Raw genomic sequence first — 22,983 nt, 5'->3', positions numbered from 1 at the left:
GATGAATCGTACGCTGCTGATGATCGCCATGTTTTGCAGTGCATCGACCTTCGCCCAATCCCCCGTCATTGATAACGCCACCATCGACAATTCGGGCGCGCAGTACCAGGGCAACGTCGGGGTCAACCAGGCAGCCGGCGACTTGCAGCAACAGGCGAACGCCAGGGCCTTCGCCATTGGCCGTGACGCCAGCGCGACCACGGATATTCGCCAACGGTTGCGCACCATTGTCGATCCCAGGATCGATGCCCACGCCAGTATTCAAGGCGACTCCTTCAGCCATGGCAATGGCGCATTGGGCGTCAACCAGAGCGCGGGCGCCAGCAACCAGCAAGCCAATGCGCTGCGCATAAGCACCAGTGAGCAGCCGCAAAGTATCGACGACAGCGTCCTCATGCAACAGAACGTGACGCTGCTCTACAACTCCGATCCAACTGACTCTGCACCCGGCTATCGCCAGGTCACTACCAGTGACCAGGCATTCACCGGTAGCCGTGGGGTGATTCAGTTGAATCAGAGCGCCGGGGTGGGAAACCGAATGGCCAACACCCTGAGCGTACGGGTCGTGGATTGACCCAAATAGGTAACAACAACACTTAACCTAAAATAAGTACGGAGAATCACCATGAAACCTTCGATGGCATTAAAGCCTCTGGTTTTCGCAATTGCTGCGGTCATGGCTGTTGCTGTACAAGCTGGGCAAAACGATAGGCGTGGCAACCACCATAACAATGGTGGCCAACAACAAACCCCTCCTGCAAGGATGGTCCCCATCAGCGCGACTGCCAATGCGACGGACAGACAGAGCAGCACCGGCAACCGCATCTGGAATGAAGGGGTAGAAAACTCGGCCGAGATGAGCAGTTCGGCCGCAGGTGCGAGCGGTAACGTCGGCGTCAACGTGGCGGCAGGTTCCGGCAACCAGCAAGACAACGCCGCCGCCATCGCCAACGCAGCCTCCGACAACGCCGCGATCGATAACAGCTTCGTGTTCGGCACGGCCACTGCCACCGCGAACGTCACGCAAATCAGCAACAATAACCGCGTCAGCAACTTTGGCGTGACCAACTCTGCCGTGATGAGTGGATCCGCCGACGGCAGCAGCGGTAACGTGGGTGTCAACATTGCTGGTGGCGATCTGAACCAACAGAAAAACACCATGGCAATTGCCAATACCAATGCTCCACTGGGTAGCGCAAGAGCCACCGCCTCCGCCAACCAAAGCGGTCCTGGCCTGACAGTGAACAACACTGCCGATCGGACCTACCGTGTTGATACGATCACCGTTACCAATACGCGGTCTGGTAGTGCCTCGTTTGACAAGTCGTTCGAAGCCAGCGGCAGTCAAAGCAGTTCTTCGAGCTGGGCGGCGGCCGGATCCAAAAGCTCTGATGCCAGCGGTTCGCTTAGCATTGATCTGAGCGGTTCTACCGCCAGCGCTGCGAGCGGTTCCAACAGCAGCGCTGCCAGCGGTTCCAACAGCAGCTCTGCCAGCGGTTCCAACAGCAGCTCTGCCAGCGGTACCAACAGCAGCACTGCCAGCGGTTCCAACAGCAGCACTGCCAGCGGTTCTTCGAGCGCTTCTCTGACTGCTTCCCTGGGCGCTACGCTGGACGCTGAAGCTGCGTCTTCCAACTCCACTACCGTCAACTTCGGTTTTGGCGATCGCACCCGCAGCAGCAGTTCCGATGCATCGGTCAACGCTTCGCTTGATGCAACCCTTGACGTAGCGGTAGACAGATCGTACGACCGTTCGCGCGACTCCTCGTTCGACCGTTCACGCGATTCCTCGTTCGACCGTACCCGCGACTCCTCGTACGACCGTTCGCGCGACTCCTCGTACGACCGTTCGGCCGAGTCTTCGTACGACAAGTCTCGCGAATCGTCGTTCGAGAAAGCGTTCGATGCTTCGTTCGAGAAATCGACCGCGTCCTCGTACGATAAATCGGGCAGCAAGTCGGCCGAATCTGCGTACGACAAAGCGAAAAGCTACAGTGAAAGCAGCTCTTATGATTTGAGCAACACCTACTCTTATCAAGTGCTGACTCCAACTGGCTGGGCCAACCCTGTGACCAACACTGCAACCCTGAGCGGTTCGGTGAACGGTGGCAGCGGCAACCTGGGTGTCAACGTGGCTGCTGGTGTGGGCAACCAACAAAGCAACTCGCTGGCCATCTCCAACCAATCGTTCTAATGCTGTCTGTGGAGGCCCCCTTCCGGGGGCCTTTTTCAACCCAACCAGAAGGCGTCCCCACCATGCGTATTATCGCCTTGGCAATTTTGCTTTGCGTGGCCAGTGTGGTCGAGGCTGCACAACTGCCGCTGTCCGTACTACCGGGTGGCGGGTTGGTGTACAAACCGATCCAGAGCGTACGCGAACGCAAATTTTCCGACCTGGTGCAACAGAAAACCGACTTCAGTTGCGGCGCCGCGGCGCTGGCGACCATCTTGCGCCAGGCCTATTGGCTTGACGTGGACGAAGAACAGATCATCGAAGGCATGCTGTCACACTCCGATCAGGACCTTGTCCGCGTCCAGGGCTTTTCCATGCTCGACATGAAGCGCTACGTGGAAAGTCTCGGCATGCGGGCCCGTGGCTATCGGGTAGCGACGGAAACCCTGAACGAGATCAAGATCCCGGTGGTGGTACTGATGGATGTCCGTGGCTACAAACATTTTGTGGTCATGCAAAGAGTCCATAAAGGCTGGGTCTACATCGGCGATCCGGTACTCGGTCATAAACGCTACAAAGTCGACGAGTTCACCAAAGGCTGGAACGGCATCATCTTTGCCGTCATCGGCCAGGGCTACGACAAAACCAATGCGTTGCTCGACCCGCCGCTGCCTCTGACCGCCAAGAACCGCGTCAACGCCTTCAGCCCGGTGCAGGACGCTGAGTTAATGGATTTCGGATTTATCCAAAGCGACTTCTTCTAATAACAATGGAGCACGATGCTCCGGGAGTATCCAATGAAGACTCCAATCTGGCTGGCCGTGGTTTGCCTGGCCGCCAGCCTGCCGACCCATGCGGAACTGTTGAAACCCATTGAACTGAATGACCAGGAACTGGCAAGCCTGCGCGGTCGTTATGTCATGCCGGGGCGGATCATCAGTTTCGGCATCGCCATGAGCAGCACCTGGCAAAATGCCAACGGTGAGGTGATCGGCGCGACGTCCTCGATGCAAATTCAGCAATCGACCATCAAGCCACAGTTCTACGTGACGATGATCGACGAAAAAGGCTATGGCTCGGCGCATACCCAAAGCGCCGGCACCGGCACCGTCACGGGCGGCGCCGGCCTCAACAGCACCGAGGGCGTCACCCAGGTCGTGCGGGCTGCCGGCGACAACAACAGTGCCTATAACAACGTTGATATCAACGTCTCCAAGGCCAACCAGGCGCCAGCCATGCAACCGCAAGGCCAGGCCCTGGCCGCGGGCTCGACGCTGGTAGGTTCCAATGGGGCGGGCTCGCTCAGCGTTTCCTCGAGCGGTACGGGTGTGCAAATGAACATCGTGGCCAACAACAACCAGGGCAGTACCGTACAACGCCTGGCCCAGGGTGGCTTGATGCAGAACACCACTTTGCTCGGCAGCAGCAACCAGGTGAGGAACCTCACGTCCCTCAATGTCGTGCTGCGTGACAACGTGGCAACAGCCGGCTCTCTGAACGGGAATCTCGACCAGCTTAAAGGTCTTCGCACTCAAGGATTCTGATCTACGCTCAGTCTCATCAAATGTAGTCAGAAGGGACGGCTAACCCATGCACCGAATGTTAACGTTCAGAGCTATTGTCTGTTTGAGTAGCCTGGCCCCGGCTTCATTGCTTTACGCAGCACCGGATCCCCAGGTCGAAGCACTAAAACAAGAACTCATGGAGCTGAAACAGCGGTACGAAGCACAACAGAACGCGCTGATGGTCCTCGAACAGCGCGTTCGCCAAGTCGAAGAAGCACCGGCCACACCTGCTCCCAAACGCCTGACCAAATCCCCCGCCGAATCGCCCAATAGTGGCCAGACGGTGGCTGCCGGCGCGCCTGGAACCACCGGCAGTTCCTACGGGCAGTCGCTCAAGGATGACTCGGAACCAGCACAGAGCGTGTCCAACCTGTACGACGAAGCCAGCGGGTTCTTCGGCGGCGGCAAGTTCAGCGTGGAAACCGGCCTGACCTACACCCACTACGATACCCGTGCGTTGACGCTCAACGGCTTCCTGGCACTGGACTCGATTTTCCTTGGCAACATCAACCTCGACCGTATCAAGTCGGATAACTGGACCCTGGACCTGACCGCCCGTTATAACGTGGCGCAACGCTGGCAGTTCGACATTAACGTCCCCGTGATCTATCGCGAATCCACGTATTCATCCGGTGGCGCCGGTGGCGCAGCCAACGGGGTTTCAGACGAAACCGTTACCCGCGACCCGAACATCGGCGATATCAACGTTGGCGTTGCCTACAAGTTCCTCGATGAGTCGGCCAACCTGCCCGACGCGGTGGTTACCCTGCGCGTCAAGGCGCCGACCGGGGATGACCCTTACGGCATCAAGCTGGTCGAGGTGCCTGGCAACGATAACCTCGCGGTCCCCGAGGACCTGCCGACCGGCAACGGTGTCTGGGCGATCACCCCGGGTATCTCGCTGGTCAAGACCTTCGACCCGGCCGTGCTGTTCGGCAGCCTGGCCTACACCTACAACATGGAGGACTCTTTCAGCGACATCAGCCCTACGGTCAACACCAAGGTGCCCGGGGACGTGAAACTGGGCGATTCCTGGCAAGTTGGCGCCGGTATTGCGTTTGCCCTGAACGAGAAGATGAGTATGTCGTTCTCCTTCACCGACCAGTTTGCCCGCAAGAGCAAGATCAAGCCGGACGGCGGCGACTGGCAATCGATCTCCAACAGCGACTACAACTCGGCCAACTTCAACATCGGCATGACCCTGGCAGCTTCCGACAACCTGACGATCGTGCCCAACCTGGCCATTGGCCTGACCGACGACTCGCCGGACTTCTCCTTCAGCCTGAAATTCCCGTACTACTTCTGACCCAAAACAAAGCCCCGTTGCGACTTCCATCGCAACGGGGCTTTGTTGTAGAGCAAAAGATCGCAGCCTGCGGCAGCTCCTACAAGGTGAACGTATTCCCATGTAGGAGGTGCCGCAGGCTGCGATCTTTTAACGTATTTGATGTTTATGGAGCAGGCGGTAAAAGGTCGGCCTGGAGATGCCCAGCACCTTGGCGGCAATACTCAGGTTATCGCTATGACGGTTGAGTACATCACACAGGGCCTGGCGCTCTGCCCGGTGCTTGTAGTCTTCCAGCGTGCCCATTGGCGCGGCAATGGCGTGGTGGCTGATCAGCCCGAGGTCTCGCGCTTCGATCTGCCTGCCTTCGGCCAGCACCAGGCCGCGACGTACCCGGTTGGCCAGCTCGCGAACATTGCCCGGCCAGTCGTGTTTGCCCATGGCAATCAAGGCGTCTTCACTGAAGCTGCGCGGGCGGCGGCCGGTTTCATGGCTGTAGAAATGGGAAAAGTGGTTGGCCAGCATCGACAGGTCGCCATTGCGCTCACGCAGGGGCGCAGTCACGACTTGCAAGACGTTCAGTCGGTAATACAGGTCTTCGCGAAAGCCTTTCTTCTCGATCGCCGCCTCCAGATCGACATGGGTTGCCGCCAACACCCGTACATCCACGGGGATCGGCTGGCTACCGCCAACCCGTTCGATGTGTTTTTCCTGGAGGAAGCGCAACAGGCTCGCCTGCAACTCAAGGGGCAGATCGCCGATCTCGTCGAGAAACAGCGTGCCGCCGTGAGCCGCTTCGATCCGCCCGACCTTGCGTTGATGGGCGCCGGTAAAGGCCCCCTTCTCATGGCCAAACAGTTCGGACTGGATCAGGTGCTCGGGAATCGCCCCGCAGTTGATCGCGACAAAGGGTTTGCTGTGGCGCAGGGATTGCCGATGCAGCGTACGGGCCACCAGTTCCTTGCCTGTGCCGCTTTCACCGCGAATCAACACCGGCGACTCGGTGGGCGCCAGCTTGCTCAACAGCTTGCGCAGTTCGCGGATGGGTTTGCTGTCTCCCAGCAGTTCATGCTCGGGCTGATCGATGTGCACCGTGCCCTGCCCGCGCAGGCGCGCCATGCCAAAGGCCCGACCCAGCGTCACCTGGACCCTGGAGACATCGAACGGCAAGGTATGAAAATCGAAAAACCACTCGCAGACGAAGTCCCCGACATTCTGTAGCCGCAGAACGTCCTGGTTGAGCACGGCGATCCACTCGGTACCGCTGCGGCTGATCACCTCCTTGACCGTATCCGGGTGCTCGAGGTGAAAGGGCTGCAGTCGTAACAAGCCCACGTCACAGCTACGATCGGCGGCGTTGTCCAGCGAGCAGCTGTCAACATCCCAACCCACGGAGCGTAATCCAGGTAACAGGCGATGGCAGTCGTCGCAGGGATCTACCACTAATAGACGTCGTAACGCAGGCGCTTCGCTCATGTGATTTCCTTGACGCCAAATTTTAGGATTTTTTATTAAAAACAGTCATTTGGCGGACCTGGCTGTAACGTTAGCAAGAATTTGACGGGCGCTTGTACCGATTGACTATAGGCCTGCTGCGCAAAGCGTTATAAGAAACGGGGTTTTTCCAGTGACCTGACGAATGTTTCCTTTCATTAAGCTTTCAACACGCGCCCCGATTTACAGGGATATACAAGAAAGTTGAAATTTCTTCTGATTGTGTGTGACCTGAACCCGGGTTGCGCGCATCAGTACAAGTAACCAGCCGAACGGTATAAGCCCAACCGACGGCAATTGACTTGATTGGGCCTACAGAGAGACGACCTATGAACGCCCCACTCCGTGTCAACGAAGCTCTGCTGATAGCCGATCGCGCATTTAAACCGTTCAAATGCGTGGCCTGGGCCCCACAGGACGGGAATGGCGAACTGACCCTGACCGTTATTGACCGCACCAGTAACAAAATAGGGCGCAAACAGATCCCGAGCAGCGCCTACAGCGATCCGGCGCAGCTTGAATGCTTGCTGGAACAGGCCCGCGCCGAATTGAGCGAAGAAGGCTACACGCTGCAATCCTGGTCGATGCCACAATAATTGTATTGCGGATTACTCCGGGGTAATCCGCGCCTTCCCGCTGTTGTTAGTTAGCGGTCTTTGCATGCAAAGTGCACTCGAGACGCTTTCTTACTTGAACTTCAGCGTGCTTCGGACTCTTTGCTGGCTTGGCTTTGGTTCGAAAAGACAGTGTTGTGGCACACAACGACCCTCCGCCTGTTAGTTCTGACAGTTGTGCAATCAATCATTCAGGGATTGAATAATCTCTTAACAGTCGCCACCCCCAACTTCTGGATCAGGACGACTCGCAAGGAGATGCGTGCATGTCAATCCAGTCCGTTCTGGCTTTCCCCGCAACCGTCCAGCCTGCCGGAAAGCTCGACCCCACCTTCGCTGCCAAAGGCACCACCCAGGTGTATTTCTTCGGCAGTACTTCAAGCCTGGCCAATGACATCGCGATTGACTCACAGGGTCGTTTGCTGGTGGCGGCAAAGGTCACAATGCCTGGCGGCAGCCGCTTTGGCCTGGCGCGTTTGCTGAAGGACGGTTCGGCGGACCTGGCCTTTGGCAGACAAGGCAGTGTCATCGGCCAATTCGAACCGGGTTTCGAGGCCATGGCGGGCAAGGTGCAGGTGCTGCCCGATGGAAACATCCTGATCGCTGGCCTGCAATACGAAAGCGAGCACCGCACGCTTCCGGCACTGGCACTGTTCGACCCGCAGGGTCAACCCCTCCGACGGTTTGGCGACAATGGCCGCTGCGTGGTGCGCTTGCCAGGCCATTTGTCCCGGGGCATGCGCGATGTCTGGCTGCCTCCGGGCGTACCGGGCGCCGAGGCCTGCAGTGTCGACGTGCAGGAGGACGGTCGAATACTGCTGGTGGCCAATCATCACTTCGAACTGGCCGATCATGCCGCCATGCTGATACGGCTGGACGCCAATGGCTCGCTGGACAGCAGCTTCAATGGCCGTGGTTTTGTCATGGTCAGGCACCTGCTGATGAATACCTGGATCAGCAACGTGACGGTGCAACGGGACGGTCGCATCCTGGTGGCTGGCTCGATCAATTTTCCGCAGGAAGGCCTGGTGGCCCGCTACAACCCCGATGGCAGCCTCGACAGCAGTTTCGCCCTGGACGGCTACATGAGCTTCACGGCGAACGGGCAAGGTGCCCAGGTCAGTCAAATCGTCCAGCAGGACAATGGCGACATCCAGTGTTTTGGCAGCAGCCGCGACCCCATGCGCTGCCTGGCCCTGAAACTGCACCTCAATGGTCGCCCGGATCATCACTGCAACGGCGGCCAGGCGCATTTGCTGGAGATCGGCCACAACGGCTGCCAGTGGACCGCCGCGCAAATGCAACCGGACGGCAGCGTAGTGACCGCCGGCGCCACCATTGGCGGCGTCGAGGCCGACTTCGTATTGGGGCGATACCTGCCAGGCGGGCAACTCGACAGCGAATTCGGCAACGGCAGTGGATGGCTGCGCACCCGTCTGGGCCGCAGTCTCGATACGGCCACTTCCGTCGCGGTACAGGACGACGGTAACGTCCTCGTCGGCGGCTATTCGCTGGACGGCAACTATCGGGCGATCGTCGCACGCTACCTGGTCTGATTCGATGGATTTTTCCTACGCTTGATCTTCTTTCCGGCTTACGGCAACTTGCGCGCTTCTTAATACAAGGAGTAGCCGATGTCCGGCTCGATGGTCCAGGCGTTCGCGCACAATTTTCTCGGCAACTCACCGCGCTGGTACAAGGCCTGCATTGTCGGTTTCCTGATTCTCAACGCCCTGGTGTTATGGACCGCAGGCCCGGTGGTCGCGGGCTGGATGCTGGTGCTGGAGTTCATTTTCACCCTGGCGATGGCCCTCAAGTGCTACCCGCTGATGCCCGGCGGCCTGCTGCTGGTCGAAGCGCTACTGCTGAAGATGACCACGCCCCAGGCGCTCTATGACGAGTTGCTGCACAACTTTCCGGTGATCCTGCTGCTGATGTTCATGGTGGCGGGCATCTACTTCATGAAAGACCTGCTGCTGTTCCTGTTCTCGCGCCTGTTGCTGGGTGTGCGCAGCAAAGCCCTGCTGGCGCTGATGTTCTGCTTTTTGTCGGCGTTCCTGTCGGCGTTTCTCGATGCCCTGACGGTGACCGCGGTGATCATCAGTGCCGCCGTCGGGTTTTACTCGGTGTACCACCGCGTCGCCTCGGGTAGCGATCCGCGCCAGGACAGCGAATTCAGCGATGATCAGCACCTGCCCACCCTGCATCACGCCGACCTCGAGCAGTTCCGCGCATTTTTGCGCAGCCTGCTGATGCACGGTGCCGTGGGTACGGCGCTGGGTGGCGTGTGTACGCTGGTCGGCGAACCGCAGAACCTGCTGATCGGTCATGAGATGGGCTGGCACTTCGCCGAATTTTTCCTGAAGGTCGCCCCGGTTTCCCTGCCGGTGCTGGTCGCAGGCCTGGTCACCTGCGTCCTGCTGGAAAAACTGCGCTGGTTTGGTTACGGCACCTTGCTGCCGGACAACGTACGCACCGTGCTGGCCAGTTACGCCGCCCAGGACAATGCCGAGCGCACCTCGCGCCAGCGTGCAGCGTTGATCGTGCAAGCCGTGGCCGCGCTGATCCTGATTGCCGGGTTGGCCTTGCACGTGGCGGAAGTGGGCCTGATCGGGCTGATGGTAATCGTGCTGATCACCGCGTTCACCGGCATCACCGATGAGCACCGCCTGGGAACCGCGTTCAAGGACGCCATGCCGTTCACGGCGCTGTTGGTGGTGTTTTTCGCCGTGGTGGCGGTCATCCATGATCAGCAGTTGTTCACGCCATTGATCCAGTGGGTCCTGGCCCTGCCCGCCGAGCAACAACCGGGCATGCTGTACATCGCCAACGGCCTGCTCTCGGCCATCAGCGACAACGTATTCGTGGCGACCATCTACATCACCGAAGTGAAACAGGCCTTCCTCTCCGGGCACATGAGCCGCGAGCATTTCGAGACCCTGGCGATCGCGATCAACACCGGCACCAACCTGCCCAGCGTGGCGACGCCCAATGGCCAGGCGGCGTTCCTGTTCCTGCTGACCTCGTCGATTGCGCCGCTGATTCGCCTGTCGTATGGGCGGATGGTGTGGATGGCGTTGCCTTATACAGTAGTGATGGGGATTCTGGGGTGGTACGCCGTGAGCTTCTGGCTGTAACCCCACCCCCCCTGGGTCACTCAGCCAAGGCCGTGCCAGACGCGTCCGTCGCGGGCCAGCAGTTCTTCGGCGGCCTCGGGGCCGTTTTCACCCGCGGCATAGCCCTGCACGCTGGCATCCTGCTGCCAGGCATCGAGGAAAGGCTGTACGGCACGCCAGCCGTTCTCGATGTTGTCGGCGCGCTGGAACAGCGTCTGGTCGCCGGTCAGGCAGTCGTAGATCAGCGTTTCATAACCGGTGGACGGCTGCATTTCGAAGAAGTCCTTGTAGGCAAACCCCAGTTCGATGTTGTCCATCTTCAGGGCCTGGCCAGGCCGCTTGGCCAGCAGGTCGAACCACATGCCTTCGTTGGGCTGGATCTGGATTCGCAGATAGGTCGGCGCCAGCTCATCGACTTCGGTATCACGGAACTGCGCATAAGGTGCCGGTTTGAAGCAGATGACGATCTCGGTGTCGCGCACGCTCATGCGCTTGCCGGTGCGCAGGTAGAACGGCACGCCGACCCAGCGCCAGTTGTCGATCATGACCTTGAGGGCGACATAGGTTTCGGTGTTGCTGTCGGGTGCCACCTTGTCTTCCTGGCGATAACCAGGCAGTGGTTTGCCATCGACTTCGCCAGCCGTGTATTGGCCGCGAACCGAATTGGCCCGGGCCTCTTCCACCGACCAGGGACGAATCGCGCCGACCACCTTGGCCTTCTCGCCGCGCACCGCATCGGCACCAAAGGCCGCCGGTGGCTCCATGGCCACCATTGCCAGCAACTGGAACAGGTGATTGGGCACCATGTCCCGCAGGGCGCCGGTGTGTTCGTAAAAACTGCCACGGGTTTCCACGCCGACGGTTTCGGCCGCGGTGATCTGTACGTGGTCGATGTAATGGTTGTTCCAGAACGCTTCGAACAGGCTGTTGGAGAACCGGCTGACCAGGATGTTCTGCACGGTCTCCTTGCCCAGATAGTGATCGATGCGATAGATCTGCTTTTCCGTCATGACCTTGAGCAGGCAGGCGTTCAAGGCCTCGGCGGTTTGCAGGTCGGAACCGAAGGGTTTTTCGATCACCACCCTGCGAAACGCCTCGGGGCTTTCTTCGAGCAAGCCGGACGCGCCGAGACGGCGCACCACTTCACTGAAAAAGCGTGGCGCGGTGGCCAGGTAGAACACCGCGTTGCCTGTGCCGCTGTCGGCGATTTTCGCCGCCAGCGCTTGATAAGTGCTGTCGTCCAGGAAGTCGCCCTGGACGTAGCTGATGCCTTTGGCGAGTTTGGCCCACACGTCCGGGTCAAGGGACTGATCGCCCTTGCCGACTTTGGCGGCCACCTCGCTGCGGATGAAGTCTTCGAGTTTTTTTGCGAAGCCTTCATCGCTGATGGCGTTGTGGTCAACGCCGATGATCCGCAGGCCATCCCCGAGTAAACCGTCGCGCTTGAGGTTGTACAGCGCCGGCATCAGCAGGCGCTTGACCAGATCACCGTGGGCGCCGAACAGGAACAGCGTGGTGGGTGGCGCGGGTTCAGTCTTGGATTTCCTGCGGATCCCATGGGTCATTTTTTCGCAGTCTCCTTGTGGCCACCGAAGCCGAAGCGCTGGGCGGAAAGAATCTTGTCACCAAAGGTGCCCTGGCCGCGCGAGCGGTAGCGGGAGAACAGCGAGTTCGACAGCACGGGCACCGGTACCGCCTGTTCCATGGCGGCTTCGATGGTCCACTGACCTTCGCCGCTGTCCGCTACGGAACCGGAATAACCGTCGAGCTTCGAATCGCTGGCCAGGGCATCGGCGGTCAGGTCCAGCAGCCACGAGGACACCACGCTGCCACGACGCCAGACTTCGGCAATATCGGCGACGTTTAGGTCGAAACGCTGGTCTGGCGGCAGGATGTCGCTGGACTTGGTTTTCAGGATGTCGAAGCCTTCGGCAAAGGCCTGCATCATGCCGTACTCGATACCGTTGTGGATCATCTTGACGAAATGCCCGGCACCGGCGGGACCGGCGTGGATGTAGCCGTGCTCGGCACGATCGTCATCGGACTTGCGGTCCTTGGTGCGCGGAATGTCACCCATGCCCGGCGCCAGGGTCTTGAACAGCGGATCAAGACGCGTCACGGTCTCGGCATCGCCGCCGATCATCATGCAATAGCCGCGCTCCAGGCCCCAGACGCCGCCTGAGGTGCCGACGTCGATGTAGTGCAGGCCTTTTTCCGCGAGGGTTTTCGCCCGGCGGATGTCGTCCTTATAGAAGGTGTTGCCGCCGTCGATGATGGTATCGCCGGCTTCGAGCAAGGTGCTCAGGGTGTTGATGGTGTCTTCGGTCGGTGCGCCTGCCGGCAGCATGACCCACACCGCTCGTGGCTTGGCCAGGCCAGCGACCAGGGCCGGCAAATCGGCGACGCCGGTGGCGCCATCGCTGCTCAAGTTATCGACGAAGGCGGTATTGCGGTCGTACACAACGGTGGTATGTCCGTTGAGCATCAGGCGCCGCGCAATATTGCCGCCCATGCGGCCCAGTCCAATAATCCCGAGTTGCATGTGCTGATGCTCCCTACTACAAATAAAAGTGTGTCAAAGGTTATAGCCCAACGCGACTCATGAGGTTAGTCCAGAGCGTTGGCATGAAGTTTCCGGGCATTGTGCCCGATCCTGATGGATAACGTCAGGAATCGTGCCGAAGACACAACGACCATGAAAAATAAAAAAGTTCCCTTCGGGGGCAAAAGAAATCAAAATTGGCGCCGATAGTAGATCAGCCACCGATTTTGGCGGCAGACCTACAGTTGAGATAGCCATTTGCGAGGTGAGCAATGGGCACAGTACACAACGCACTGCCAGCACAAACCCTTTACGTCACTATCCGTCGCGAGGAATTGCGTCAGTTGAAAGACGAGCGCGACCAGTTGAAACAGGAGCTGGCGCAATTGCGCTTGCTGGTCCAGGGCCAACAGCCCTTGCCCCTCCCCCAGCGGGCACCTCACGCCTGATCCCATGGTCTGACCCGGAAGCAGCATTGCACTGCTTCCGACACGCCATATCTCCCTCTACCTCCGGCAACTCACGAAATTTTCACATCCGCCTATTGATACTTCGGCGCAATGTGCGCCGCCTGGACTGTGCGCGGCCGCCCCTTTTCGGCGTCTGCGGGACTGGGTGGTGCTGTGATTACTGGCTGGAGCGTTGAATGACTTGGTTTAAACGCAGCGATTCGTCTGCGAAAGGTTTCGATTGGGCAGGACTTCTCTGGCTGTTCCTGTTCTTCTGGTATTTTTCCGGCATCACCCAACTGTTGATCCAGCTGACCGGCACCTCCGGTTTCACCGGCTTTCGCCAGGCGTTCGTGATGAGTGCCATCTGGCTGGCGCCGATGCTGTTGTTCCCCCGTCAGACACGAGTGATGGCCGCGGTCATCGGCGTGGTGCTGTGGGCGTGCTCGATGGCCAGCCTCGGTTACTTCTTCATCTATCAGCAGGAATTCTCGCAAAGCGTCATCTTCATCATGTTCGAATCGAACGTGTCTGAAGCGGGCGAATACATGACCCAGTATTTTGCCTGGTGGATGGTCCCGGCCTTCCTCGCGCACACCGCGGTCGGCTACTTCCTGTGGACACGCCTGCGCCCGGTGTACCTGCCGCGCACCAAGGCACTGGTGGCAGCAACCGCCATTCTGGTTGCCGTGGTCGGTTATCCCCTGGTCAAACAAACCCTGCGTACCGGCAGCTTCGCCGAGGGCTTCGAGAAATTCGAAACCCGCATCGAGCCAGCGGTGCCATGGCAAATGGCAGTGGCTTATCACCGCTACCTCGACACCCTGGCCAACATGCAAAACATGTTGCACAGCGCGAGCAAGGTGGCGCCGCTGCACAACTTCAAGGATGCGACGGCCAACCAGCCCGCTACCCTGGTGCTGGTGATCGGCGAGTCGACCAACCGTCAGCGCATGAGCCTGTACGGCTACCCTCGGCAAACCACGCCGGAGCTGGACAAGCTCAAGGATCAACTGACGGTCTTCGATAACGTCATCACGCCGCGCCCGTACACCATCGAGGCGTTGCAACAGGTGCTGACCTTCGCCGACGAAGAAAACCCTGAGCTGTACCTGTCCACGCCGTCGTTGGTCGCCATGATGAAACAGGCCGGCTACAAGACGTTCTGGATCACCAACCAGCAGACCATGACCAAGCGCAACACCATGCTCACGACCTTCTCCGAGCAGGCCGACGAACAGGTGTACCTCAACAACAACCGCAACCAGAATGCCGCCCAGTACGACGGCGACGTGATCGAGCCGTTCAACAAGGCCCTGGCCGACGCGGCACCGCGCAAATTGATCGTGGTGCATCTGCTCGGCACGCACATGAGCTACCAGTACCGCTACCCTTCGACCTTCGACAAGTTCAAGGACCGCAATGGCGTTCCGGCCGGCGTGCGTGACGATCAGCTGCCAACGTACAACAGCTATGACAACGCCGTGCTGTACAACGACTTCGTGGTGTCTAGCCTGATCAAGGACTACGCCAAGTCGGACCCGAACGGCTTCCTGTTCTACCTCTCCGACCACGGTGAAGACGTGTTCGACTCCCCCGGCCATGGCACCCTGGGACGCAACGAGAGCAAACCGACGGCGCCGATGTATACCATCCCGTTCATGGCGTGGGCCTCGCCAAAATGGCGCGAAAACCACGACTGGAACTTTGCCGCTGACCTGGGGCGTCCCTACAGCAGTTCGCACCTGATCCATACCTGGGCAGACCTGGCAGGCCTGAGCTTCGATGAACTCGATCGCAGCAAGAGCGTGGTCAGCGACAGCTTCAAGCCACGGCCCTTGCTGATCGGCAACCCTTACGAGCGTCAGCAGCGGCCTTTGATTGACTTCAGCCTGATCAAGCCAAAAGCGCCTGAAGTCGTACAAAAGTAGCCCATTCAACGCCGTTCAAACCTGTGGGAGCGGGCTTGCTCGCGAAAGCGCAGTGTCAGTCGACATCAATGTTGAATGACACTGCGCTTTCGCGAACAAGCCCGCTCCCACAGTTGTTTTGTGTTGTAGGAAATATCTCATAATAATAATTATTCTCGTTTACCCCTAAATCCCTCCCTCCTCCTTCGTCTTTGAATCAACGGATTTTTCCCTCGACGACAAGGAGTCGGCCGCGATGTTCGCGCCTATCACCCGTTCCATGACTTTTACCCTTGGCCTGTGCGGCGCCGCACTGAGCCCGGACCTGCTCGCTGAAACCGAGACCGAGAAAGCGCCTTTGGCGCCAACCCTCATGCTCGGTGCTACCAACGTCACCGCCCAGAGCCTGGGCAGCACCACCGAAAATACCGACTCGTACACCACAGGTTCCATGAGCACGGCCACCCGGCTACCTATGTCGATCAAGGAAACACCGCAATCGGTTTCCGTGGTCACGCGCCAGCAAATGGATGATTTCAAACTCGGCAGCCTGTCCGAAGCCATGAGCCAGACCACCGGCATCGTGGTCCAGCACAACGACTCGGACCGGGTCAGCTATTCCTCGCGCGGCTACTCGATCAATAATTTCCAGGTCGATGGCATGTTGAATACCTTCAGCTACATGAAGTCCGATTCCGACACCATCATCTACGACCGCATCGAAGTGGTACGCGGTGCAACGGGCTTGACCACGGGCGCGGGCGATCCTTCGGCCACCATCAACATGGTGCGCAAGCGGCCAACCGCACAGTGGGAAGCCAAGAGCGGTGTCAGCGGCGGCAGCTACGACGACTACTACAGCTACCTGGACGTCGGCGGCCCGCTGGCCTTCGACGGGCGACTGCGCGGTCGTGGGGTGGTGGCCTACCGCGACAGCGATTCCTACCGGGACAAATACCAGCAGCAACGGGAAGTCGGGTACGGGGTGCTTGAGGCCGACCTGACCGACGACACCCTGCTGGCAGTGGGTTACGACTATCAGAACAAGCACGTGCAAGGCACGTCCTGGGGCACGGTGCCGTACTGGAATGCCGACGGGAGCAAAGCCAACCTGGGACGCTCGACCAACATGGCGACGTCCTGGAGCTCGTGGCCGCTCAAGGACAAGACCGCGTTCGCCAACCTCGATCACCAACTCGGTGGCGGATGGCAGCTCAAGGCCGCCTACACCCACCGCGAAAGTGACACCGACGGCAAGATCTACTATGCCGGCGGCGGCTTCCCCGAGGCGGACCGCAGCGGCATGATCGCCAACGTCAGCCACATGATCGGCACGCAAAAAATGAAGGCCTATGACTTCAACCTGTCCGGCCCCTACACGCTGTTGGGGCGTGATCACGAAATGATGGTGGGTTATGGCGAGGCCGAGCGCCGCGAGGATTCGCCTTACACGGTGGATGGCCCAAGAGCCGCCGATTATGAAAATGTCCCTGACTGGAAATACATGGGCAACATCGGCAAATTCCCCGACACCGTGACCAGCCTGACCGGCTCGAAAGACTATACCCGGCAGAAAGCCGGCTACCTGGCCACGCGCCTGAACCTCACCGATGAACTGCACGCCGTCCTCGGCAGCCGCTACGGCAGCTGGAAAACCTCAACCACCACCAACAGCTACGACGCCAACCTGCAACTGAGCGGCGTCGATCACAGCAGCCAGCAACAAAACGACATGTGGACGCCCTACGCCGGACTGCTGTACGACCTCACGCCGCAGTACACCGCCTATGTCAGCTACACCGACATTTTCAAACCGCAAACCAACCGCGACAGCAGTCGTAAATACCTCGAGCCGGTGGTGGGCAGCAACTATGAACTGGGCCTCAAGGGCAGCCTGCTGGAAGAGCGCCTGAACCTGGCGACCGCGCTGTTCTGGAGCAAGCAGGACAACGTCGCGGAACTGGACGACTCGGTGCCACCGGATCCGGTGACCGGCGAGGAGTTCTACACATCCAACGGCAAAGGCAACAAGGTGCAAGGCTTCGAAGCCGAGCTGTCAGGCGAAGTCATGGCGGGTTGGAACATGACCGCCGGGTACACCTACACCCATTCGGTCGACGGTGAAAAACAACGGATCAACACGGTTCAGCCGTTGAACATGCTGCGATTTTCCACGGCCTGGCACCTGCCCGGCGAGTGGCAGGCGCTGACAGTGGGGGCTGCGGTGAACTGGCAGAGCGACGTGTACCGCAGCGCCAGTCGCCCGGTCGGGCGCCGCGCCGATGGCAGCTTTATCACCGAGCGCACGGACATTCAGCAGGAGGCCTACACCGTGGTCAACCTGATGTCGCGCTACGAATTCGACCGGCACCTGTCCGCCTCGTTGAACGTCAACAATCTGTTCGACAAGAAGTACTACGACAACGTCGGCTTCTACAACGGTGTGTATTGGGGCGACCCGCGCACCGTGACCTTGAGCCTCGACTGGAAGCTCTAGAGGTATTAATTCCCATTTAACGGAATCGGCGGATAATGACCGTTCGACTTTGATTCATCGACTCATGGACGAACGGCATCCGACATCTGTAAGTGGGAGGCACACCATGAAAAGATCCACCCTGATCCTCGCGGTACTGATGACCTTGGGCTCCGCCAGCGCCTTTGCCGAAGGCGGGGCCGAACGCATGCGCTACTACTACGAAACCCTGCACTACAACCAGCAAGTGGCGTTGGGCAACATCACGCCAGACCAGGCGAAAGAGTTACGGGTACCGGACGATCAAACCGCGCAAATGACCGAGTCCTACCGGCCAAAAGATTAACCTCTGACTGCCGCATTTCTGTAGGAGCAAGCTTGCTCGCGATGGTCGTTAACGATAACGCGTGTTTACTGACTAAACGCGGCGCTCTTTAGCCCATCGTCGGAACGCCGCCCGGAGCAAGCTCGCTCCTACAGGTACAGGTACAGTCAGGATTACAGCGGCTTGATCCAGAACATCATGCGCCCATGCGCCGGATCGAACTCGCCCGGGGCAAAGCCGAACTTGCCGTAGGACGCCTGCGCCACCGCATTGCCTTCCAGCACCTCCAGGGTGATCTTGCAGCAGCCGCGCTGACGGGCAATGTCCTCGACTTTGTCAAGCATCCGCTGGCTCAGTCCCAGGCCGCGAAACTTGGGTACCACCGCCACGTCGTGCACGTTGACCAATGGCCGGCAGGCAAAGGTCGAAAACCCTTCGAAGCAATTGACCAGCCCGGCCGGCTCGCCGCCGACAAAGGCCAGCACGCTGAACGCATGGGGGCGCTTGGCCAACTCAGCCGGCAGATGCTCCAGCACAGTGGCCGGCAGGGAGTGACCACCGCCCATTGGATCTTCGGCGTAACTGTTCAACACCAGGCCAATCGCCTCGGCATGCACCGGATTGGTGTAGCTGGCTTGAAGCACAAGAATTTCTGCGGAATCCATTTCCATCCTCGATGACTTGCCCCAGTACGTTGTTCGCGCTGGAAGGCCTGGGGAACATATCGCGAGTCGCGTTGGGGCTACAAGACTTTAAGATCAAAAGATCGCAGCCTTTGTAGGAGCTGCCGAAGGCTGCGATCTTTTGATCTTAATGTCCCCAGATCAGTGCTTCAGTCCACCCCAGCTCGGCAAAATCCTCAGCCCTTAACGAAGACTCCCCAGCACAAAAAAACTCATCCAGCTGCGGCGGCTTGACCGAAGTACCACTGAGCATCGCGTGAACCTGCCCGCGATGATGGAGCTGGTGCTCGAACAGATGCGACAGCAGGCGCATACGGCTGTCGTATTGCGGGGTGTCCCGGGCGATGGTCACGATCTTGCCCAGGTCGGCATCGCGCATCTGCTCGCAGTAGGCGATCAAGCGTCGGTCTACCTGGGCCTGTTCGCGCTTGAGCTCGTGCGCCTGGGTAACCGGCTCGTCGTTTTTGAAGAACACATGACAATCAGGATGGGGATCATCACCGCGCAGCTCGCGCTCCAGGGCATCCACGTAGAACCAGTCGCAGGTCAGGATGTGGTTGAGGGTGGCGCGCAGACTGGGAAAGAAATTGACCCGCGGCGCCGCCAGCTCATCCTCGCTCAACTGGCACCAGGCCTTGGCCAGTCGGTGATTGGCCCAGGCATTCTGATAAGCCATGGTCAAAAAATGATGCGACAGAGGTTGATTCATCTTCACGCCTCCTGGATTTCACGCCTCGGCGAAACGTTGCAACTGCATCTCCTGCAGGCGACTGAGGGTGCGGCGGAACGGAAATTCCAGGTAGCCCTCGGTGTAGAGCGAGTCCATGGGCACCTGGGCTTCGAGGTACAGCGGCACCTTGCGGTCGTAGCACTCGTCCACCAGCGCGATGAAACGCCGCACACCGTCGTCGTGCACCGACAATTGCGGCAACTCACGATCCCCGGCCTCCACCCGCACGGCACCGTCTTCAGTGCCCCGGGCAATGCGCCCGGCACGTTTTTGCGCGCTGAGGTTGGGCACGTCGCTTAAAAGAATAGCGCTGAAGCGGTCGCACAGGGCCATGAAATCCATCGCGGCAAAGGGCTGCTCACAGAGGTCGGCGTAGCGGCACCAGAGCACACCCTGGCTGGCCTGCACCACCGGCAGCGTACGATAACCGACCTTGATCGGCTCGTTGGAAACCCCTTGGCCAACCGTCAGCATCCGGAAAACTTCAGCCAGCGCGCTGGGCTGACCGGGCTCGGTGACCCAGTAACGTTGCAAGCCCTGCCCCGGGTGCAGGCGATGATCTTCGCCACCGTCCACCGCGATCACCTGCATGTGCCGTTTGATCGCGGCGATGGCCGGCATGAAGCGGTCGCGGTTGAAGCCGTCGGCGTACAACTGGTCCGGGGGCAGGTTGGAGGTGCAGACCACCACCACGCCCTGTTCGAACATCACCTGGAACAAGCGCCCGAGAATGATCGCGTCACCGATGTCATTGACGAACAACTCGTCAAAACACAGCACGCGCACCTCTTCGCTCAGCTCGCGAGCCAAGGCCTGCAACGGATCGGCGGTACCGGTCAGCTGAAATGAACGCTGGTGCACCCAACCCATGAAATGATGAAAGTGCTGCCGCCGGGCCGGCACCCGCAGGTGTTGGTAGAACTGGTCCATCAACCAGGTCTTGCCCCGCCCGACCGGGCCCCAGAGGTAGACGCCCATGATCGGCTTGCGGCCTTCATGCAGCGCTTCATGGCACTTTTGCAAGGCCCAGACGGCATGTTCCTGGGCCTCGTCCTGGACGAAACCCTTCTGTTCGATCGCGTGCTGCCAGGCACTGAGGGGAGAGTCGACATTCATGCGCGGCAGTATGCCATCCGTCGACGCTGGCTTCTGTGAAATATCGCGCCGGGCTTGCGCTATTGGACCCGGGAAAAAGTGTCTTGACGGATTATATGATTGGCATCATATTTAATATATGACGTACGACATCTAAAACCAACAGGCGTGTCCTCAGGAGTTCTCCCCATGCATTACAAAGTTTTCGGCCGTAAAACCGGCTTGCGGGTTTCCGAACTGGCCCTGGGTGCGGGCAACTTTGGCACCGGCTGGGGCCATGGTGCCGAGCGCGAAGAAGCCAAGGGCATTTTTGATGGCTACCTGGCGGCCGGCGGCAATTTCATCGACACCGCCAACGGCTACCAGGCTGGTCAGTCGGAAGCCATGCTCAGCGAATTCATCGCCGCGGAACGCGATCGCCTGGTCATCGCCACTAAATACACGCTGGGCACCACGCCGGACGCCGGCATTTCCCACACCGGCAACAACCGCAAGAACATGGTTCGCGCCGTGGAGGAGAGCCTGAAACGGCTGAAGACCGATCACATCGATCTGTTCTGGGCGCACATGAGCGACGGCGTGACGCCGATGGAAGAGATCCTGCGTGGTTTCGACGACCTGGTCCGCGCCGGCAAGATCCATTACGCCGGGCTGTCGAACTTTCCGGCCTGGCGCATCGCCCGCGCCGACCTGCTGGCCGAGGTGCGCGGTTTCGCCCCGATTGCGGCGATTCAGGTCGAGTACAGCCTGGCCGAACGCACCGCCGAACGTGAACAACTGCCCATGGCCGAAGCCCTGGGTTTGGCCGCAACGCTATGGTCGCCATTGGGCGGCGGCTTCCTTACCGGCAAGTACCGCACTGGCGATGGCGATAACCGCGCGAGCAAACTGGGGATGCTGGTTCACGCCGAGAAAAGCGCCCGGGAAACCGCCCTGCTCGACACCCTGCTGGCCGTCGCGGAGGAACTGGGTGTGAGCCCGACCCACGTGGCCATCGCCTGGCTGCGCGAACAAGCCAGGCGCTCGACCACGACACTGATTCCGATCCTGGGCTCGCGTACCCGCGAACAGCTGGATGCAACCCTGGGGGCGCTGAACGTGCAACTGGATGCCGAGCAGTTGTCGCGGCTCGATGGTGTCAGCGATATGCCCAAGGGCGTGCCCCATGAATCCATTAGCGGGTCGTTTGCGCGGTTCACCGGGGGTGTGACCCTGGATCTGCCGAAAATCCCGGTCGCCTGACCCCGTTACCTGTAGGAGCTGGCTTGCCAGCGAAGAGGGCCTGTCTGACACCACGATGTTGACTGTGGCGCCGCCTTCGCTGGCAAGCCAGCTCCTACAAGGGGTGCGTGTTACCGGTCGACCTTATGTTTGGCCGCATACAGGCACAGCATCTCCATGCCCAGCGTCGCCGCCGCCAATGAGGTGATGTCCGCATTGTCATAGGCCGGCGCCACCTCCACCACATCCATGCCCACCAGGTTGATTCCGCGCAACCCACCAAGAATTTCCAGCGCCTGCACCGTGCTCAACCCACCGCACACCGGTGTTCCGGTGCCCGGCGCGAACGCCGGATCGAGGCAGTCAATGTCGAACGTCAGGTACACCGGGTTGTCACCGACCCTTGCGCGAATCGCCTCGACGATCGCATCGACGCCGCGCCTATGCACTTGCCGCGCGTCCAGCACCTGGAAGCCCTGATAATCATCGTTGGTGGTGCGCAAGCCGATCTGCACCGAACGCGACGGATCGACCAGCCCTTCCTTGGCCGCATGCCAGAACATGGTGCCGTGGTCGATACGCTTGCCCTCCTCGTCCGGCCACGTATCGCTGTGGGCGTCGAAGTGAATCAGCGACAGCGCACCGTGCTTGCGCGCATGGGCCTTGAGCAGCGGATAGGTGATGAAGTGATCGCCGCCGAAGGTCAGCATCGCACTGCCAGCATTGAGGATGTGCTCGGCGTGGGCTTCGATGCATTCGGGTGTCGACTGCGGCGAACCGTAATCGAAGTCGCAATCGCCGAAGTCGACCACCGCCAGATGATCGAAGGGGTCGAAGGTCCACGGCCAGTGGCGCTCCCAGGCAATCCCGGTGGAAGCGGCGCGGATCCCCCGTGGGCCGAAGCGGGCGCCGGGGCGGTTGCTGGTGGCGGTGTCGAACGGCACGCCGCTGACCGCGACGTCGACGCCGCGCAAGTCGCGGCTGTAGCGTCGACGCATGAAACTGGTGATGCCGGCGTAGGTGCTTTCGGCGGCGGTGCCATAAAGGCTGTCACGGGTGATGGCCTGATCGTTATGCACAGGGACGTCCATTGGAGGCTCCTTGTTATTGGCGGCTACGGAAAGTGGTGCAACTGTAGAGGTTGATCTCCTTGTCCTCTGCCTCGGCCGCGGCGGCCATGGCAAGGAACAACGCGGGGACACAGAACTTGAATACGCAAGCCATGACGATCACCTGACCGGGGGAAGTGGCTGCAGGATGCGTCCTCGGTTACATTGGTAAAATATAAAGATTATTACGCTGACA

At 59.7% G+C, this 22,983-nt stretch carries 20 protein-coding genes; 13 read left to right on the top strand and 7 right to left on the bottom strand.

Annotated features, from left to right (window positions below):
- Position 1: 1 nt before the first annotated feature.
- The 5 genes from ACM6I6_RS00200 (at position 2) to ACM6I6_RS00180 (ending at position 5,044) form a co-directional block, all read left to right on the top strand.
- Positions 2 to 574 (top strand): adhesin, encoded by a 573-nt coding sequence (locus tag ACM6I6_RS00200; RefSeq protein WP_274075850.1) that lies wholly within the window; start codon positions 2 to 4, stop codon positions 572 to 574.
- Between the two features lie 51 nt (positions 575 to 625).
- Complete coding sequence (locus ACM6I6_RS00195) at positions 626 to 2,194, top strand: heme utilization protein (RefSeq protein ID WP_323607877.1); 1,569 nt, start codon at positions 626 to 628, stop codon at positions 2,192 to 2,194.
- A 62-nt stretch (positions 2,195 to 2,256) separates the two neighbouring features.
- On the top strand, positions 2,257 to 2,937 hold the full coding sequence (locus ACM6I6_RS00190; RefSeq protein WP_274075852.1) for a C39 family peptidase: 681 nt from the start codon (positions 2,257 to 2,259) through the stop codon (positions 2,935 to 2,937).
- A 33-nt stretch (positions 2,938 to 2,970) separates the two neighbouring features.
- Positions 2,971 to 3,717 (top strand): hypothetical protein, encoded by a 747-nt coding sequence (locus tag ACM6I6_RS00185; protein WP_274075853.1) that lies wholly within the window; start codon positions 2,971 to 2,973, stop codon positions 3,715 to 3,717.
- A gap of 46 nt (positions 3,718 to 3,763) precedes the next feature.
- On the top strand, positions 3,764 to 5,044 hold the full coding sequence (locus ACM6I6_RS00180; RefSeq protein WP_274075854.1) for a hypothetical protein: 1,281 nt from the start codon (positions 3,764 to 3,766) through the stop codon (positions 5,042 to 5,044).
- Positions 5,045 to 5,173: 129 nt separating this feature from the next.
- On the opposite strand, the gene ACM6I6_RS00175 is transcribed toward ACM6I6_RS00180, so the two are convergent.
- A complete protein-coding gene (locus ACM6I6_RS00175; RefSeq protein WP_274075855.1) occupies positions 5,174 to 6,499 on the bottom strand; it encodes a sigma-54 dependent transcriptional regulator in 1,326 nt (441 codons plus the stop codon).
- A 347-nt stretch (positions 6,500 to 6,846) separates the two neighbouring features.
- Here ACM6I6_RS00175 and ACM6I6_RS00170 point away from each other — a divergent pair, with 347 nt between their 5' ends.
- From ACM6I6_RS00170 to nhaB, 3 genes are all read left to right on the top strand, one after another.
- Positions 6,847 to 7,113, top strand: a complete 267-nt coding sequence (locus tag ACM6I6_RS00170; protein ID WP_414919198.1) for a hypothetical protein — start codon at positions 6,847 to 6,849, stop codon at positions 7,111 to 7,113.
- A 284-nt stretch (positions 7,114 to 7,397) separates the two neighbouring features.
- Positions 7,398 to 8,687, top strand: a complete 1,290-nt coding sequence (locus ACM6I6_RS00165) for a hypothetical protein (protein ID WP_414919197.1) — start codon at positions 7,398 to 7,400, stop codon at positions 8,685 to 8,687.
- Between the two features lie 78 nt (positions 8,688 to 8,765).
- Positions 8,766 to 10,268, top strand: coding sequence for a sodium/proton antiporter NhaB (nhaB, locus tag ACM6I6_RS00160; RefSeq protein ID WP_274075858.1), 1,503 nt, complete (start codon positions 8,766 to 8,768; stop codon positions 10,266 to 10,268).
- Positions 10,269 to 10,288: 20 nt separating this feature from the next.
- Here the strand turns inward: nhaB and zwf are convergent, their stop codons facing one another.
- Positions 10,289 to 11,812 (bottom strand): glucose-6-phosphate dehydrogenase, encoded by a 1,524-nt coding sequence (gene zwf / locus ACM6I6_RS00155; protein WP_406591539.1) that lies wholly within the window; start codon positions 11,810 to 11,812, stop codon positions 10,289 to 10,291.
- Positions 11,809 to 12,789: a phosphogluconate dehydrogenase (NAD(+)-dependent, decarboxylating) gene (gnd, locus tag ACM6I6_RS00150; protein WP_323607871.1), complete on the bottom strand. Its 981-nt coding sequence runs from the start codon at positions 12,787 to 12,789 to the stop codon at positions 11,809 to 11,811. The genes zwf and gnd overlap by 4 nt, the downstream gene beginning before the upstream one ends.
- Before the next feature lie 272 nt (positions 12,790 to 13,061).
- Here gnd and ACM6I6_RS00145 point away from each other — a divergent pair, with 272 nt between their 5' ends.
- From ACM6I6_RS00145 to ACM6I6_RS00130, 4 genes are all read left to right on the top strand, one after another.
- A complete protein-coding gene (locus ACM6I6_RS00145; protein WP_274075861.1) occupies positions 13,062 to 13,238 on the top strand; it encodes a DUF6026 family protein in 177 nt (58 codons plus the stop codon).
- A gap of 197 nt (positions 13,239 to 13,435) precedes the next feature.
- Positions 13,436 to 15,169, top strand: a complete 1,734-nt coding sequence (locus ACM6I6_RS00140) for a phosphoethanolamine transferase CptA (RefSeq protein WP_406591540.1) — start codon at positions 13,436 to 13,438, stop codon at positions 15,167 to 15,169.
- Between the two features lie 235 nt (positions 15,170 to 15,404).
- Complete coding sequence (locus ACM6I6_RS00135; protein WP_414919196.1) at positions 15,405 to 17,645, top strand: TonB-dependent siderophore receptor; 2,241 nt, start codon at positions 15,405 to 15,407, stop codon at positions 17,643 to 17,645.
- A gap of 106 nt (positions 17,646 to 17,751) precedes the next feature.
- Entirely contained in the window at positions 17,752 to 17,970 is a 219-nt protein-coding gene (locus ACM6I6_RS00130; protein WP_323607867.1) for a hypothetical protein, read from the top strand.
- A 152-nt stretch (positions 17,971 to 18,122) separates the two neighbouring features.
- Here the strand turns inward: ACM6I6_RS00130 and ACM6I6_RS00125 are convergent, their stop codons facing one another.
- The 3 genes from ACM6I6_RS00125 to zapE form a co-directional block, all read right to left on the bottom strand.
- A complete protein-coding gene (locus ACM6I6_RS00125; RefSeq protein WP_274075865.1) occupies positions 18,123 to 18,614 on the bottom strand; it encodes a GNAT family N-acetyltransferase in 492 nt (163 codons plus the stop codon).
- A gap of 145 nt (positions 18,615 to 18,759) precedes the next feature.
- Complete coding sequence (locus ACM6I6_RS00120; protein WP_414919195.1) at positions 18,760 to 19,341, bottom strand: DinB family protein; 582 nt, start codon at positions 19,339 to 19,341, stop codon at positions 18,760 to 18,762.
- Positions 19,342 to 19,359: 18 nt separating this feature from the next.
- Positions 19,360 to 20,478, bottom strand: a complete 1,119-nt coding sequence (gene zapE, locus ACM6I6_RS00115; protein WP_408596357.1) for a cell division protein ZapE — start codon at positions 20,476 to 20,478, stop codon at positions 19,360 to 19,362.
- Between the two features lie 168 nt (positions 20,479 to 20,646).
- On the opposite strand from zapE, the gene ACM6I6_RS00110 reads away from it, so the two are divergent.
- Complete coding sequence (locus ACM6I6_RS00110; RefSeq protein ID WP_414919194.1) at positions 20,647 to 21,699, top strand: aldo/keto reductase; 1,053 nt, start codon at positions 20,647 to 20,649, stop codon at positions 21,697 to 21,699.
- Positions 21,700 to 21,809: 110 nt separating this feature from the next.
- On the opposite strand, the gene speB is transcribed toward ACM6I6_RS00110, so the two are convergent.
- Positions 21,810 to 22,769 (bottom strand): agmatinase, encoded by a 960-nt coding sequence (gene speB / locus ACM6I6_RS00105; protein WP_414919193.1) that lies wholly within the window; start codon positions 22,767 to 22,769, stop codon positions 21,810 to 21,812.
- Positions 22,770 to 22,983: the final 214 nt, after the last annotated feature.

The organism is Pseudomonas sp. IT-P218, assembly GCF_949767605.1.
GTDB classification, from domain to species: domain Bacteria; phylum Pseudomonadota; class Gammaproteobacteria; order Pseudomonadales; family Pseudomonadaceae; genus Aquipseudomonas; species Aquipseudomonas putida_AE.
This window is presented reverse-complemented; position numbering and strand designations above follow the sequence as displayed.

Coding starts and splice junctions, on each gene's coding strand:
- ACM6I6_RS00200 (WP_274075850.1), top strand. CDS start 2: ATGAATCGTACGCTGCTGATGATCGCCATGTTTTGCAGTGCATCGACC.
- ACM6I6_RS00195 (WP_323607877.1), top strand. CDS start 626: ATGAAACCTTCGATGGCATTAAAGCCTCTGGTTTTCGCAATTGCTGCG.
- ACM6I6_RS00190 (WP_274075852.1), top strand. CDS start 2,257: ATGCGTATTATCGCCTTGGCAATTTTGCTTTGCGTGGCCAGTGTGGTC.
- ACM6I6_RS00185 (WP_274075853.1), top strand. CDS start 2,971: ATGAAGACTCCAATCTGGCTGGCCGTGGTTTGCCTGGCCGCCAGCCTG.
- ACM6I6_RS00180 (WP_274075854.1), top strand. CDS start 3,764: ATGCACCGAATGTTAACGTTCAGAGCTATTGTCTGTTTGAGTAGCCTG.
- ACM6I6_RS00175 (WP_274075855.1), bottom strand. CDS start 6,499: ATGAGCGAAGCGCCTGCGTTACGACGTCTATTAGTGGTAGATCCCTGC.
- ACM6I6_RS00170 (WP_414919198.1), top strand. CDS start 6,847: ATGAACGCCCCACTCCGTGTCAACGAAGCTCTGCTGATAGCCGATCGC.
- ACM6I6_RS00165 (WP_414919197.1), top strand. CDS start 7,398: ATGTCAATCCAGTCCGTTCTGGCTTTCCCCGCAACCGTCCAGCCTGCC.
- nhaB (WP_274075858.1), top strand. CDS start 8,766: ATGTCCGGCTCGATGGTCCAGGCGTTCGCGCACAATTTTCTCGGCAAC.
- zwf (WP_406591539.1), bottom strand. CDS start 11,812: ATGACCCATGGGATCCGCAGGAAATCCAAGACTGAACCCGCGCCACCC.
- gnd (WP_323607871.1), bottom strand. CDS start 12,789: ATGCAACTCGGGATTATTGGACTGGGCCGCATGGGCGGCAATATTGCG.
- ACM6I6_RS00145 (WP_274075861.1), top strand. CDS start 13,062: ATGGGCACAGTACACAACGCACTGCCAGCACAAACCCTTTACGTCACT.
- ACM6I6_RS00140 (WP_406591540.1), top strand. CDS start 13,436: ATGACTTGGTTTAAACGCAGCGATTCGTCTGCGAAAGGTTTCGATTGG.
- ACM6I6_RS00135 (WP_414919196.1), top strand. CDS start 15,405: ATGTTCGCGCCTATCACCCGTTCCATGACTTTTACCCTTGGCCTGTGC.
- ACM6I6_RS00130 (WP_323607867.1), top strand. CDS start 17,752: ATGAAAAGATCCACCCTGATCCTCGCGGTACTGATGACCTTGGGCTCC.
- ACM6I6_RS00125 (WP_274075865.1), bottom strand. CDS start 18,614: ATGGATTCCGCAGAAATTCTTGTGCTTCAAGCCAGCTACACCAATCCG.
- ACM6I6_RS00120 (WP_414919195.1), bottom strand. CDS start 19,341: ATGAATCAACCTCTGTCGCATCATTTTTTGACCATGGCTTATCAGAAT.
- zapE (WP_408596357.1), bottom strand. CDS start 20,478: ATGAATGTCGACTCTCCCCTCAGTGCCTGGCAGCACGCGATCGAACAG.
- ACM6I6_RS00110 (WP_414919194.1), top strand. CDS start 20,647: ATGCATTACAAAGTTTTCGGCCGTAAAACCGGCTTGCGGGTTTCCGAA.
- speB (WP_414919193.1), bottom strand. CDS start 22,769: ATGGACGTCCCTGTGCATAACGATCAGGCCATCACCCGTGACAGCCTT.